Consider the following 13,760-nt stretch of genomic DNA (forward strand, 5'->3'; position numbering starts at 1 on the left):
ATAGCACTCACTGAAAGGAAATAGAGCATTGGCTACGACCAATATCTACCGTAAGGCTACCGCTATCGGTGGCATGTCACTGGCCTTGGCCGGAGGAATTGCTCCTCTTGCTATGACCGCAGCTCACGCTGCACCTGTTGCGATTGTTGACCAAGTTCAGAACAATCCCGGTGCAATGGATGATTCTGCTTTCTGGAACCGCTTCCAGCTCTCTAATGGGGACTACGCATTCTGTAACGGTGACCCCCAGGATCCGGCAGCATTGAATGCTTTTGGCTACGATGACGATAACTACCGCACTGTCCATGGGGCTTTCACTGCCCTTGGTAATACCGCGTGGAACGATGAGCAGGGTAAGGCTGCTGGCTACCTGCTTTCTAAGTACGGCGCTGACCTTAGCGTAGATCCTGCTGCGGTTCAGTACGCGGTGATGTCTTTGGCTTCTCCCTACTACCCCGGTTCAGCTGTTGGTTTGACTCAGGGGCAGATTGACAAGGGCGAAGAGCTCAAGGCTGAGGCGCTGGCTAACTACGGGGCATACGTAGACTTCAAGCTGGCAGAGCCAACCATTACTATCAATCACGAAGCCCGCACTGCGACCTTGGTAACTAACCTTTCTGGCGGCAACTACTTTGTGACCTATACCCTTACCGGTCTGGGTACTTTTGAAGACGGCACCCAGTCCAAGACTGTTTCTGCTGATACCGCAGAGATTGCCATCTCTATTCCTGCTGATGCTCAGGCTGGTGATGTTGCTGTTAGCGCAGATGTCTCTAATATTCCTAATACTGCTTTTATCATCTTGGAAAGCCCTGATCACCAGGATCTTTTCATTGCTGGTAAGACGATCTCTGCAACTGCTACTGCTGTAGCAGCATTTGCTCCTGTAGTTACTCCTGACCCTCCTGTAGTTACTCCTGCTCCTAAGGCTCCTGAGGTTACTACTGTTGCATCTGATGATGTTCAGCTGACCGACGGCAAGGCCGAAATCTGGGACACTGCTAAGGTTACTGGTGATGTTCCCGAGGGCGCGTACATGAGCGTGAAGCTCTACAAGCTCTCAGATTCCACTAATCAGAAGAAGGTGCTGGCCGATAACCCCCAGTGCACCGATGATTCTCTGGTTGCCGAGACCAAGCGCATTGATGTGACCGGTGCAGGTGACTACACCACCGAGAAGATCACTGTTACTTCTGCTGGTACTTACGGTTTTGTTGAGACTCTTTACGATAAGGACGGCAATATCCTTGACCAGGGTCTGTGTGGTGAGGAATCTGAGACCGTAGTGGTGACTGAGGCTCCGAAGCCTAATGAGCCTACTCCTGCTCCCACCCCTATTGAGGTGAAGGTGGAGAACAACAACTCGAACGAGAACAACAACTCCAACGAGCAGTCCCAAACCCAGAACCAGAGTCAGGAACAGTCCCAGTCCTCTGAGAACACCAACACCAACACCAACACCAACAACGTTACCGTCAATAACGCCGTGAACGTTGCCATGGAACAGGCTCAGAAGGCTAAGGCCAACTCCGATTCTGTTTCCACGACCGAGCAATCCCAGGCTCTAGCCAACAGCGGCGGCAACGGTTCCTCAACCCAGACAGAGGCAACTGCCAAGACCAGCAGCACTAACGCATCAGCTACCTCAGCAGGTGCTTCCGCTGCCTCTGATCGTTCAGTAGCAGCTAAGACCGGTATCGCCTCTGAGACCTCAGCTCTTGGTCTCTTCGGCGGTCTTGCAGCTGTACTGGCAGGGTTTGGTCTGGCATTCCGTAAGCGTATCGCTAGCTTCTTTGCCAAGTAGAAAAATCTTCCGTTACAAGCTATTGCGATGATCATGACAAGTCCCCTTACGGCTTGTAATGTATCAGCTGGTAACGAAAGCACCGAGTAGGTGAGTGATGAATGAAGGGAAGGCCTGAGTATCTAAGCGAAAGGAGCTTTATGCTCAGGCCTTTCTGCACTTTGATTCCTACTCTTAGATACCACTACTTCACCTGAATGGATAAGGAAAATCTGATGAATCTCAAGAAAATCTCTGCTACAGCCCTGAGCGTTGGTGCTCTGTCCCTGATGAGCTTGGGCGCTCTTGCCCCTGCTGCACAAGCTGATACCGTCCCCTCTTCTTCTTTTAACTCCTACACTGCTTCTAATGGTCTTTCTTCCTCCTATCACATCTATGATGCGGGTGTGGATTACTCTAAAAATCCTGGTGTGGTCTTCTATTTTGATGGGGACTACTGGAATACCAGTCAGTCAAAGATTTGGGATCCGAATAATTCTGATTTGATTCGTATGGCTCAGGTAGCGAACGAACGTAATATGGTCTTTGTTCCTGTGATTTCACCGGATCAGAATGCTGGTGGTGATGGTATTACTTGGTGGGAGGATGCTGATGCTAATGGTGATTTTTTCCGTTCCTTGGCTTCTTCGTTGATTGCTGAAAAGGGTTTGAACCGTTCCCAGGTGTGGACGATTGGGTATTCAGGTGGTGCTGAGTTTCAGACGTTTGAGCTGGCTGTAGATCGTCAGGGCAGTTGGCGTACTGGGGGTGGTTCCATCATGGTTGGTGGCGGTGGCTCGAATGGGTTGCAGTCTTTGGCTGCTGCTAGTGATTTGGTGATGCCGATGCATTGGTGGGTTGGTCAGAATGATGGTGAAGGGGTGACGTGGCCTGCTACTTGGAGTGCTTATGGTGCGGCGCATCAGGGTAAGGCTTTTTTTGAGGGGGCTGGGTTTACTCATACGGTTATGCATGTTATTCCCGGTGTGGATCATTATGGGTATGATTTCCCTGAGATTTTGCGGGCTTCTTTGGATGCTGCGGGGGTGGGGGTTGTTGAGCCTGCCCCTGTTGAGACGGTTGTTCCGGTTGAGGCTGGGGCTCCTGTTCCGGTTGAGACTGCACCGGTTGAGCCTGCTCCGGTAGTAACTGGGGCTCCTGCTCCGGTTGAGACTGGGGCTCCTGCTCCGGTTGAGACTGGGGCTCCTGCTCCGGTTGAGACTAAGACCCCTGTGGTCTCAGAGTCTTCTGCACCTACTGACGCTAGCGAGTCGGTATCTTCTGCTCAGACTGCTGAGCAAACTACTGAGAATAATGCAGCTGAGAGTTCCGTCAGCTCAGCCAAGAGTTCTGTAGTTGAAACTGTTACCAGTGAGCAGGGTTCTACTGCTGAGGCACAGAGTGAAACTGCCGCTGGTGCTGAGCGGAGGGTGCTAGCTAAAACTGGCATCAATACCGGTTCTATGCTGGTGGCTCTTGGTGTGTTGCTGGCTAGTGGTGCTGTGGCTGTGTGGGCTTCTCGTGCTCGTCAGGCATAAATCTGGTGAGTTGTCTTCACAGTAGATAGCTTTACCGTGAGGTACCCCTAAAAGGTTCCGTAGTCTCACCCATTAGTGTGAGTCTGCGGAACCTTTTGGATTTGTTTCCTGTAGGTGCGACAGTGGCCTGGAAGTAGTGTTGACTTCCTCTGCCCCGTTCACGGGGCAGATTCCTAACAGCAACCACGCTCTGTAGAATGATGTCATTCGCCTAAGAGATGAGTGAAATTTGCATTATTACTACCTTGCTGAAGAACACAGTTTCAAGAGCTGCGACTGCTCGCTGACTAAAAGATGCAGCACGCGTTCTAGCTCTGATATGGAAGAGATCTTTGCTTTCATTGATGAGTCAGAGCGCGATAAGACCCACTACTTTATGGGCGCAGTAATTGCTTCTGCCTCGCAAGTTCAACAGATAACCGCTGCAATGGATAGCATCATGGAAGAGTTCTCTCAACGCTTCTCGTCTCTGACTCCAAATACCGAGTTTCACGGTAGCGAGATGATGAATGGATATGGCCCATGGAAAAAGGTGGCTATTCGTGCGAAGCTAGCGATGTTTCGGAGAGTATTCACTGCAATCCATGAGGCTGGGGCGAGAGTCTTCGTCGAAGGTATCCACTATGCACAACTTCACCCCGTAGCCAATGCGCACTTGAGTCCTCGCGAACGTGCCTTTAGTCACCTGTTTGAACAGATCAACCACTATGGGACGCCGGATAACTTACTTCAAGTCATTGCTGATGAGCACCATAGCGCTGAGACAAGCCGTAGCAACTTTTCGAGGTATCGGACAGAAGGAACATACGGGTATAAACCGAACCGGCTGGAGGGGATTAACCCTGAGCTTCGCTTTGTGGATTCCCAAAATCACAGACTTCTTCAAGCCTCAGATATGGTCACGTATATCTTCAATAGGCTGCGTACCGTCGTTGAAAGTGATAAGAGAGCAGGCTTGGAGAAGCGTAAACTATGGGATATTTTTGATCATTCCCGATTGATCTATAGTCCTTCAGAAGGTCGTGGGAGGATATGGCCTCGGTGACGCACAAAACCCCCGCTAGAAGCGGGGGTTAGGGCAATGTGGGAGTCCCGTTGCTTTGGGAGTCCTACGCTCCCTATTATTGCATGTACGCTCCCAGAGTTCAATATGATTTTCTGACTGTATCGCTGGCTGGGGGCGAGTTCAGGGGTGCGATCTGCCCGGCGGTTTATACCCCGTCAAGCGCCGCTCCTGCCCCCGGTGTGGGTGAGGGTGTTTACCTGAGCGAAGACTATGCACAATCTTAGAAACGATGCCCCGCGCGACCAAAACGGTTGTGCGGGGCGGTTTTATTTAATAATAAGTCGAAACTAGACCATTCATTCGCTTAAAAGTCAATCTCACATCTTTCATAATGTCGTAGACCACATCAGTTGTTAGAAAATCATCGCGACCGCGGGGAGGGGTTTTCATCTGAGGCGCACCAAGCACCGTTGAGAGGGCAACAGCAAAAGTGCAATCCTTAAAAACTTTGGTCTTGGTACGCTTTCGGGCGGTTAGCCCCTGTACCGCTAGGAGTTCTTCATTACCGGGTTCATTGACCCAGAAGAAAGGCATAACACGCTTGATTTGTTCCAGTAGGAAGTCGCGTGGAGGGTTGGGGAAGTTGGGGTATTCTTCCCGAGCGCGTGCGTATTCATGCACGAGTTTATCTGCCAAATGGTTAGCCACATAGTCCATCTCGGCGTTGAAAGTTTCAGCTTTGAGGAACTTGTCGAAGTAATTTTCGTGGTGTCCCTCAAACATGTAGTAGGTGCCGTAACCGTCCTCGAAACGTAATTCCATGATGATTTCCTTTTCGGTTTGTGCTTGTCCCCTTGCCTTCTTGGCTTTGGGGCTGGTCGGGGTTTTCCTCTCCCTGACACTTATTACTATACATTATATTCAGTAGGTGGTGTAAGCCCAAACCAAAAAACTTTCAAAAATTATTTCCCCCTCACACCAGCCCCCGGAATAGAAGCCCGCCACGCCTCCAAATGCGCCCGCGTCCACGCAGGCTTACCATTGACCACATACCCCTCATCGGGGATAGGATACCGCTCCCGCGCATACTTAAAACTCGACCCGTTAGAATACCCAGCCACCAAAGCAGCTGTCGTGCCCGTAAAAAGCTCCACCATAACCCCTAATCCTCTCTGCTATGCTAGTAAATGTCCTTTTCGGGACGTGCTCCCCGCGTAGACGGGGATAACCGCGTCGCCTGCCATTTTCCTTATTTGCAGGCGGCGCATCTTTTTTCACTCAAAATCAATATCGCGGGTCTTTTGCAAATGCCGCCGCGACTTATGCCACCGCTCAATTCTGGCTACCCACCACACCGGGATAGGCTCCGCCCCTGTCATCACCTCAAAATCAGGCTCAGGCAGCTTATACCCATAGACTGTATCTCGTGAAACCCCGAGCATTTTAGCGATACCCGGCTTGCTTACAAGCCCCACCTTATGAGAATAAGCCCCAGGCGTTGTCGCGCTTGCAATGATTTCCACGAGTCGCGCGGCGTTCTCAGGTGTCCAGCCCTTGACCTGATTGACTCTGATATCTGGTGCTAAACCAAATTTTTTACCCACTTGCTCAGCCCATGACCCGGCATTTTTACGACCGGCTCTCGTCACGATTTCTTTCGCCCCTACGTACAGGGTTGGATCCTGCCCGTCCCATGGTGTGGACCATGAGGTGAGTTTTTTGCGGGTTTGCCAGGCTTGCATGTACCACTCGATTTGCTCTTTGCTGTAGCCTACCCCGTGTTTTTGGCTTCCTGAGATTTTCACTAGCGCCGGTAGGGGGTAGGTGCGTAGGCGGCTGATGAGGGTGGCTGGTTTGATTCCTGCGTGTTGTGCAGCTTGTATTGAGGATAGGTATTGCTCTGTCATGGTGGTTTCCTTTTCGGTGTGGGTTGTCGGGTTTCCCTCTCCCAGACACTTATAAATTTACATGAATGATGGGTTCTTTTAGGGACGCGTTGTACTGGAAGCTGTTCGGGTGATTATGTCCAGTTGTCGTCAATTACTATGCCCGCGAGGGGCGGGGAATCCACTCTCAAACCATTTTGAAGCACATGCTGGAGAGCTGAATCGACACCTTGGCATGGGCGCAAGTTAACACAGTGCCCCGGCAACCGAAGTGGTTGCCGGGGCGGTTTTTCCTTTAGCGCCAGGCGTTGATGTCTTCACCGCACATCAAGTTATTGAGCTGGTCTACAGAGCAAGTTTCGAGAGTCAGTCCATGCTCTACCAATTGTTCAGCCATATACTCAATTGTCTCTTCATCGACGGGAGGTTCTGCCGGTGCTAAGAAGTCGGTGAGTTCCGCAATCGTAGTTTCAATTCGGGTTTCCATGTAGGTTTCCTTTTCGGTTTGTGCTTGTCCCTCACCTTTTGGTGTGGGGCTGGTCGGGGTTTTCCTCTCCCTGACACTTATTACTATATATCATGTTTAGTGGGTGGTGCAAGCCCAAACCAAAAAACTTTCAAAAATAAACCTGCCCACCGCTCCCCCCCCCTCAGGAGCTGTGGGCAGCTTTTTCTTTGCCCAGCCTAATCAAGTAAGCTCGCCGCCACCGCATCCGCATCAGAGGAATAGAAACAACTACAAAAATGACGCTTGAGCACTGTAGGGTCATATGCCACATCTTAGAGTGCTTGCTCTAGGGGCGTAAGCGATAGATAGAGATTATCTTGATACCGGACTTGGAAAAAGTGAACTGTTCCCCATCTGTTGGACTAACAAAATAAACACCGATAGATGGGGAGCAGCTCAGCGACACCGGGGCTGTTTTTGTGCCTAAAGATTTTATGTCTTCACCAGATTCAGATTTACCTTTTTATCTGTTGCCTTTGGTTCGGTTGCAGGTTATACAAAGCATTTGGCAGTTATCAGATGAGGTTTTTCCACCTTCTGACCAAGGCGTTATATGGTCTGCTTCCATCTCTTCAATTTCGAACACATGATTTGACTCCTCAGCGCAGGATATACCGGCATAAGCACAGCAACTATTTTGGCGCTCATATGCTTCGGTTTTTTGCTGTGGTGAAAAAGCCCTGATATTGAGGAATTTTTCATCTCCAGTGAGCACGAAGGGGTAGATACCTGGTTTCTTCGTTACGTCATCATCGATCATTAGTTCTTTCACCCTGGTTTCAAGCTCGTCAGGGTTTAGCTGCTCATCTTTGAACTGGTCGTATAGGACGCCCCAATGGACATTTTTAAGCTCTTTCCGTTTTTTGGGGAATGTTCTTTGCGCCCATTCTATGACTTCTCTGAAATAACTCCAGAGCTCTTGAGCATTCAAGTCGTGCTGATGATCTGACATATATTGTTCAATAGCACCATTTGATTTCCATGCGAGGGCTGTTTCTAAAAGCTGCTGACGTTTAGGGTCTGCCGTGACGTAGTTAGTTGCTAGTAGGTGTGCTGCTTGTTTCGGTCTGGAAAATTTAGCTTTTGCATCTGTGAGCCAGGTTCCAGTGTAGACAGCATTACGCAGCTCTTGGTCGGTGAGCTTTTCCCCTGCAATGTTTATGGTTTTAAACCACTTGAGCTTTTCTGATTCTGTTCCAGTGCATTTGTAGACCATGAGCTTGTAGTTAAGAATCTGCTCTTTTTGGTCCTTGGTAAGGTTATGGAATGCCTTTCGGTAGCCGTCTACGTCAATAGAGAAGTCTCCTGAAATATACTGACAGAAACTGATGGTGCGTTGTTGTCCATCAAGCACTTCGTATGTTTCTTTTCCCGTATCATCCACATTTACGGCCCAGTACATGATGTTTAGGGGGAAGTCTTGCCGGATGGTCTGGATAACGGCTTCGCGCTGTTTGGGGTCATAGACAAACTCGCGTTGGTATTTGGGGCGAATATCGAGTTTTCCGTCCATGGCGTTTACGCCTAGTTCTTGGCTATCGTTGTAGCCTTTCACGATGTCTCGGATGGTGAGTTCTTCATGGGTAATATCCATCGGTCTACCTCTCTAAGTTTTTGTTTCGGATGACAATCCGGAAGTACTTGCTGTGCCCGTTTATTGTGAGATCTTTGCCGTCATTGCCTTTGCGGAATTTAACGATTTCGAACTGTTCGGGGTTGTAGTACTGGAGGTAGGTGAGGGGGACTCCCATGGTTCCGGCGTAACCGTCGGGTATTTCGTTGTATCGAGCTACTTCGATAGCTTCGTCATTATCGTAGGTAGGGTATTCTTCGGGGGTGTAGCGTTTGACGAGGGTGAGTTCTTCGTGGCGTTTTGTGGTGTCGAGATTGGTGAACCAGTAGACACTGCCCATGGAGAGATAGCGTTTGCCATTTTCTACTTTGATGCGGCTTTTGGTTGTGGTGTGGGTGTAGTCATCGGGGACTTGGAACCATTTTGTGCCGCCGTTGTTGTAGCCGAGCCAGAGTTTGTTTGCTTTGATGAGAGGGTAGATTTCCTTGTAGGTGATGGCGTTTTGGTTGCCGAGGACAAGAAATTTTTTCTCGTGGGAGATAAGAGTATGAATGTAGTCTCTGAAGAGCGAAAAGGGTGGGTTGCTGACAACGATGTCAGCTTCTTGCAGTGCTTTGATACATTCAGGGGAGCGGAAATCTCCATTGCCTTGTAGCAGGGTGATGACGTTCTTATCTGAGGTGAGGAGAGCTTCAACGTCTGCTAGGTCTTGGGTGCCGGTTTTGTTGCTGTCGGGGATGTGGGTTATTTCGACTTTGTAGGCTCTAGAAGGTGAGGAGCTCTCTCTCTCTCTCTCTCTCTCTCTCTCTTAAGAAGATCTAGCTGTTGGTAAGCGATAGGGCTATCAGCATAGCTAGTGGCGATAAGTTTCTTGAGTTTCAGGTGCTCAAAGTTCATCGCGAAATATTTGAAGAAGTTACTTTCGTAGGGATCATCGCAGTTGCAAAGAACCGTTTTTCCGGCGAACTCTGATCGGTAGTGCCTAAGCTCTTCTTCAATATCTTCTATCTGGGTATAGAACTCATCTTTTTTCTGTGCGTTTGCACGAGATAAGGACTGTTTTCCTGCCATAGAACACTCTCCTAAGACGTGTGGGGGGTAAACCATCTGATTCTATCTCATATATACGATTCCTAGCCCATTCTTGCTTATAGCTAGTCAGGCAGCCTGACTTTCCTCCCCTCCCTTTATGGGAGAGGTTTTCACACTCGAACTTCGGCTTATCTAAAGGGTTATAGATACGTTGTTTCCACCTGTTCAAAGGGGATAAGAGAAAGATAGAGATTATCTTGATACCGGAATTGGAAAGACCCGCCTACATCAGCTACGGCTGGTCCTGAGCAGGTCAGTAGATAAATGCTGTAGGGGCCTGTTGAGCGAAAAAGTTCTTGTACGGTGCGGTTCTGTTCCTCTAGCTTCTTTTTCGCTTGAGTATCGTGTGGATTGGCCTCTACATAGGCTTCGAGAGCAGGGTCGTACTGCGGTGATACTTTCTTTGTCGCTACAAGATAGGGTTTTACTTTTCCTTCTTGGTCGGAAACGTAGGCAATACTGCAGGGATTGGCTTCGTTGAGGTTTCCCCAGTTGGTGAGTTCTCCTCCTTCTTCGCTGAGTACCCCTGGTGAGTAATCTACGTGACCTGCGATAAGGCTTGCTCCTTGAGTGGAATGTATCTCTTCACTGGGTGCATAAAGTATTCCATCATTGGTATCAGCATCGGCCGGTAGCGTGGAGCTTACGGCGAAGCGTGCCTGGGCGTTTATGGCTGGGATACTCCAAGTGTTGGGTTCAAGCTCGGGCAGGGAACCAATAGACGGGGCTTGGCATTGTACTTTTTCGTATTCGGTATCCGGTTCTGGTGCTGTGGCTACAGTAGGAGTGGACTGCAATGTTGTGGGGGTGGGGATGGGGGCTAGGACTAGCAAAATAATGGAGGTTAAGGCTGCTAGTAAGGAGAGGGCTGATGCTATGTAGAGTTTTTTCTTGCTCATGCTGCGGGCTTGGTTTCTCTGGGATGTGGGGTTAAAGAATAATAGAGCCGGTATGCGCACCTGAGGTGTGCTCATACCGGCTCGGCTAGTTATTAATTTGAGGTGCTGGTCTGGTTTTTGTTTTTGTGTGCTTTGCTGAAATGCAAGAAGATGAATCCGGCAATGGTGGTGGCACAACCTGCGAGGAAGCCTGCCAGTCCGTAGAAGAGACTGGTCTTCATCGTGGTTTGGGGGAGTACCTCAATTTCCTCTGCGGTAATTTTTGCTCCGCCGCCTGCCTTGAATGTTGCAGCGGGTACTTTGCGTTCGGTGGTAGTGGTCTTACCAGTAGCTGCATCTGTTACACGTTCTACAACTTTCGTTTCACCTTTTACGGGGTCGGTGGTGTATTGGGTATTGACGGTATTGCCGGTTGCAGTATCGCGATAGGTTGTGCTCACCTGCTGTGCGCCGGTGGCTTGGTCGATAACTTTATTCTCGGTGACTTCACCGATGGGCGCGATATAGGTCTGTCCGGTGGGGTCGGTTGCTAGTTCCTGCTCGGGGTTAGCAGCAGTTAGTAGCGCCTCGGTGATGGGTGCTGGTTCTGCTGGTTTTTTAGACTTTGCTGGTGTCTCGGGTTCAGTGGGTGTTGTTTTAGCTGGACTGGGAGTAGCAAGAGGCTTGGTATCGGTAGGAGCTGGTCGCGAGCTTTCTTCAGCTTCTGGCGTTTTAGGCTCTGCTGGTGTTTCGGGGTCAGTTGGTGCAGAGGGAGCCGGGTTTAGTGGCTTAACCTCAAGGTGTGTTGGTTTGGAATCGTCTGTATCAGGTTCGGCTGGTGTTTCAGGTTCGGCTGGTGTTTCGGGGTCAGCTGGTGCCGGGTCTAGAGGCTTAACTTCAAGATCAATTGGCTCTGAATCGTCTGTATCAGGTTCAGCTGGTGTTTCGGGCTCTGCTGGTTCTGCTGGTGCCTTTGGTTCGGCTGGTGCCGGGTCTAGAGGCTTAACTTCAAGGTCAACTGGCTGCTCAGCAGATTCCTCAGGCTTCTCGTTATTAGCTTCAGCTGCAATTTCAGTAGTAGCAGTAACGGGAAGATTCTCGGGGGAATCCTCAGCTGCATACGAAGGGGTAAAAGCTGATGCAATAAGGGCTGCTCCAGCTGCCGAAGCCGCCCATGCTTTCTTGGAACTCATCGTCAGTTCTCTTTCTCTCGAATGTTTCGTCTTAGGATGAAGCTGCCGTGATATCTCTTTGAGAGCTCGCGGTGTCATCTACGTTTATCTACTGAGAACTGCTCTTTTTGTGGAACAAGGTAGCCTGTAAACAGAACAACACTGAACAGTATTGTTTTGTATCAAACAATACTGTTCAGTGCTGTGTTATTGTGTTGTTCTATATTGTTGGTAGAAGTTTCACAGCATTTACTAAAGATTGCTCAGAGATACCGATATACAGCTGGGTAGTTACAATGTCTGCGTGCCCTAAGAGGTCTTGCACCGCGCGGATATCCCCTGTAGCGGCGTAAGCCTTTGTTGCAAACCAGTGGCGAAGTTGGTGAGGAGTGTATGCAGGGCCAATCATCTTTTTAATGGTTTTGGCGACGTTGTCGCTGGAACGGTGCCCTTTGAAGCGTCCTGGGAAGTAGTATCCATTGCTTTTGAGTTCTAAAAGAGGTTTGAGAGATCCATGGACTGGGATGACTCTGGTGATGCCACCTTTACCTTTTACTTTAAGCCACCCATCTATGTAGTTGCTGGTGTGCAAAGAAGCTATCTCTGTTCTTCTAAGACCGGCATATGCTGCTAGAAGAATCATGAGTGTTTCTGCTGAGGTTGTGGCTTTGGCTATCGCTTGGGCTACCGTTTCATCTGGTATTGGTCTGGCTTTATAGCGCGGGGTTTTGATTGATAAAAGTAGTTTGGTTGGATTATCTAATCTGCTCCCGGTGATTTCTAGGTAGTGGTAGAAGCGGCGGACGCTGGCTAGTGCTGCTTTGCGTGTGGCTGGTTGCCAGTTTGGGTTTGAAAGCCAGATGCTGAGTTCTTCATGAGTGAGTGTTTCCCAGTCATGATTGGGGTAGCTGTGTTGGAGGACGTTCAGCCAGTAAAGACGGGTTTTGATGGTTGATTCTGTGCGTCCTGCTGCTTGGAGCCAGCGTGTGAAGAGCGAGATTTGTATTTCCCAGTTTTGCATTGCCTTTTTCCCTGTTTTGTCAGATAATGATGATTTGACCGCTGGTGTGGTCTTAGATTGAGAAAAATAAAATTGGCTGGAGCCAACTGGGATATTTCGTATCCTTCGTTAGCTCCAGCCTTTTTGGTTCTTGGCTCGGGTCTGCCTTATCTGTCTTTGAATGTAGGCGCATGCAAAATTATGAGGTTTTCTTGGCTGCTGCGTCTTTGATACTTATGCCGTAGGTGCGTCTGATCCAAGAAGCAGTGTTGCGTGACCATCTTCGGTCGCTCGGGGTTGCTGAGAAGTGTATTGCTGGTTTATCCGGGTGACTTGTGTGAGTTGCTTTGTAGTGACCGCCTTTTGTTCGTCTGACGTCGAATCCGAAGCTGGTGAGGCGGATGACCATTTCATGTCCGGTGTTTGGGTATGAATTTGACATAGTAGTAAGTCTTTTATGCTTTAGATTCTAGTGACGGTAAAGATATTCTTCTGCTTATCTGGTTGGTCAGGGCAGAGTGCATACCCATTTTTTTCAAGTGTAATTTCTAGGATATAGCGGTAGTTATCGTCTGATAAGAAGGCTATATCTGCGAGGTACTTACCAGTTACCGGGTCAGTAATCCTTGCTGTGAAGAGGTCAGGCGCGGTGGAATCTAGCCGTGAGTAGTAGTGCTTGGGGTGACGGGTAAGCGTGAGGGTGTACTTGGTATTAGACATGAGGGCTCTTTCGGTGCTGACGGTGAGGTAAGGAATCTTTGCGGTAGTTGAGATAGAGGAAAAGCAATAGCGCTGCGTTGAGGTTGATTATGATCACTACGCTGATGATGAGGTAATAGACAAACATTATGCGTTTTCGGCGGGTAGTGCTTGGGCTACATCGCTATGGAGTATTTCTTCATAGGGGTGGTTGATGTATTCATGGATTCTTTTGTAGTCTTTGGTGCTGTGGTGGTCGATGTAGAGTTCTATGTCTTTGGCGGTCTGTTCTCTTTGAGTGAGGATTCCCGCGTCGAGTAGTGCTAGGAGCGCGACGTTGACTTTGAAGTCTTCTAGGGTTTTGGGGTATCGGTGCGTGGCTTCTTCGGCGGTGTTTTTTGCGCCTATGAGGTACGCGCGCATTACTTCTACCTCGTGTTCGAGGATGCGAATGATGAGCTCGTTTTTGTTTTTGATTTTTGTGTTGATGTTGCAAGGCATGGTTATTCACCTTGTTTCTTTGTGTGTTCTACGGCGCGTTTAGCAGGTATTTGAAACAGCTCGGAGTATTGTAGTGTGAGTGCTGTTTTGAGTATGGCGATGTATGTTGACATGACGTATCCGT

Annotated in this window: 14 protein-coding genes; 3 read left to right on the plus strand and 11 right to left on the minus strand. The window is 49.3% G+C overall.

Going from position 1 to position 13,760, the window contains the following annotated elements; all coding sequences use genetic code 11:
* The first annotated feature begins 28 nt into the window (after positions 1-28).
* The 3 genes from JR346_RS01315 (at position 29) to JR346_RS01325 (ending at position 4,366) form a co-directional block, all read left to right on the plus strand.
* Complete coding sequence (locus tag JR346_RS01315) at positions 29-1,804, plus strand: hypothetical protein (protein WP_205482632.1); 1,776 nt, start codon at positions 29-31, stop codon at positions 1,802-1,804.
* Between the two features lie 215 nt (positions 1,805-2,019).
* Positions 2,020-3,321, plus strand: coding sequence for a hypothetical protein (locus JR346_RS01320; RefSeq protein WP_205482633.1), 1,302 nt, complete (start codon positions 2,020-2,022; stop codon positions 3,319-3,321).
* Between the two features lie 229 nt (positions 3,322-3,550).
* Positions 3,551-4,366: a DUF3800 domain-containing protein gene (locus tag JR346_RS01325; protein WP_205482634.1), complete on the plus strand. Its 816-nt coding sequence runs from the start codon at positions 3,551-3,553 to the stop codon at positions 4,364-4,366.
* Between the two features lie 291 nt (positions 4,367-4,657).
* Here JR346_RS01325 and JR346_RS01330 read toward each other — a convergent pair whose 3' ends face one another.
* From JR346_RS01330 to JR346_RS01380, 11 genes are all read right to left on the minus strand, one after another.
* Positions 4,658-5,149, minus strand: a complete 492-nt coding sequence (locus tag JR346_RS01330) for a hypothetical protein (protein ID WP_205482635.1) — start codon at positions 5,147-5,149, stop codon at positions 4,658-4,660.
* 452 nt (positions 5,150-5,601) lie between these two features.
* Positions 5,602-6,234, minus strand: coding sequence for a hypothetical protein (locus JR346_RS01335; RefSeq protein WP_205482636.1), 633 nt, complete (start codon positions 6,232-6,234; stop codon positions 5,602-5,604).
* 274 nt (positions 6,235-6,508) lie between these two features.
* On the minus strand, positions 6,509-6,700 hold the full coding sequence (locus JR346_RS01340; RefSeq protein WP_205482637.1) for a hypothetical protein: 192 nt from the start codon (positions 6,698-6,700) through the stop codon (positions 6,509-6,511).
* Between the two features lie 484 nt (positions 6,701-7,184).
* On the minus strand, positions 7,185-8,315 hold the full coding sequence (locus JR346_RS01345; protein ID WP_205482638.1) for a DUF262 domain-containing protein: 1,131 nt from the start codon (positions 8,313-8,315) through the stop codon (positions 7,185-7,187).
* A gap of 4 nt (positions 8,316-8,319) precedes the next feature.
* Positions 8,320-9,042 carry an adenine-specific methyltransferase EcoRI family protein gene (locus JR346_RS10565; protein WP_205483795.1) on the minus strand — a complete coding sequence of 241 codons (723 nt, stop codon included), beginning with the start codon at positions 9,040-9,042 and terminating at the stop codon, positions 8,320-8,322.
* Complete coding sequence (locus tag JR346_RS01355; protein WP_205482639.1) at positions 9,039-9,365, minus strand: adenine-specific methyltransferase EcoRI family protein; 327 nt, start codon at positions 9,363-9,365, stop codon at positions 9,039-9,041. The genes JR346_RS10565 and JR346_RS01355 overlap by 4 nt, the downstream gene beginning before the upstream one ends.
* 161 nt (positions 9,366-9,526) lie before the next feature.
* On the minus strand, positions 9,527-10,285 hold the full coding sequence (locus JR346_RS01360) for a hypothetical protein (RefSeq protein ID WP_205482640.1): 759 nt from the start codon (positions 10,283-10,285) through the stop codon (positions 9,527-9,529).
* Between the two features lie 92 nt (positions 10,286-10,377).
* Positions 10,378-11,457 (minus strand): hypothetical protein, encoded by a 1,080-nt coding sequence (locus JR346_RS01365; protein ID WP_205482641.1) that lies wholly within the window; start codon positions 11,455-11,457, stop codon positions 10,378-10,380.
* A 199-nt stretch (positions 11,458-11,656) separates the two neighbouring features.
* Entirely contained in the window at positions 11,657-12,457 is an 801-nt protein-coding gene (locus JR346_RS10455; protein WP_205482642.1) for a tyrosine-type recombinase/integrase, read from the minus strand.
* A gap of 441 nt (positions 12,458-12,898) precedes the next feature.
* Positions 12,899-13,156: a hypothetical protein gene (locus JR346_RS01375; RefSeq protein WP_205482643.1), complete on the minus strand. Its 258-nt coding sequence runs from the start codon at positions 13,154-13,156 to the stop codon at positions 12,899-12,901.
* A gap of 126 nt (positions 13,157-13,282) precedes the next feature.
* A complete protein-coding gene (locus JR346_RS01380) occupies positions 13,283-13,636 on the minus strand; it encodes a hypothetical protein (protein WP_205482644.1) in 354 nt (117 codons plus the stop codon).
* Between the last annotated feature and the right edge of the window lie 124 nt (positions 13,637-13,760).

Source organism: Rothia sp. ZJ932 (assembly GCF_016924835.1).
GTDB lineage: Bacteria > Actinomycetota > Actinomycetes > Actinomycetales > Micrococcaceae > Rothia.

Excerpts from the sequence above, each read along its gene's own strand:
- JR346_RS01345 (WP_205482638.1), bottom strand. The coding sequence starts at position 8,315 with ATGGATATTACCCATGAAGAACTCACCATCCGAGACATCGTGAAAGGC.
- JR346_RS01360 (WP_205482640.1), bottom strand. The coding sequence starts at position 10,285 with ATGAGCAAGAAAAAACTCTACATAGCATCAGCCCTCTCCTTACTAGCA.
- JR346_RS01380 (WP_205482644.1), bottom strand. The coding sequence starts at position 13,636 with ATGCCTTGCAACATCAACACAAAAATCAAAAACAAAAACGAGCTCATC.
- JR346_RS01330 (WP_205482635.1), bottom strand. The coding sequence starts at position 5,149 with ATGGAATTACGTTTCGAGGACGGTTACGGCACCTACTACATGTTTGAG.
- JR346_RS01340 (WP_205482637.1), bottom strand. The coding sequence starts at position 6,700 with ATGGAAACCCGAATTGAAACTACGATTGCGGAACTCACCGACTTCTTA.
- JR346_RS01320 (WP_205482633.1), top strand. The coding sequence starts at position 2,020 with ATGAATCTCAAGAAAATCTCTGCTACAGCCCTGAGCGTTGGTGCTCTG.
- JR346_RS01375 (WP_205482643.1), bottom strand. The coding sequence starts at position 13,156 with ATGTCTAATACCAAGTACACCCTCACGCTTACCCGTCACCCCAAGCAC.
- JR346_RS01335 (WP_205482636.1), bottom strand. The coding sequence starts at position 6,234 with ATGACAGAGCAATACCTATCCTCAATACAAGCTGCACAACACGCAGGA.
- JR346_RS01355 (WP_205482639.1), bottom strand. The coding sequence starts at position 9,365 with ATGGCAGGAAAACAGTCCTTATCTCGTGCAAACGCACAGAAAAAAGAT.
- JR346_RS10455 (WP_205482642.1), bottom strand. The coding sequence starts at position 12,457 with ATGCAAAACTGGGAAATACAAATCTCGCTCTTCACACGCTGGCTCCAA.
- JR346_RS01365 (WP_205482641.1), bottom strand. The coding sequence starts at position 11,457 with ATGAGTTCCAAGAAAGCATGGGCGGCTTCGGCAGCTGGAGCAGCCCTT.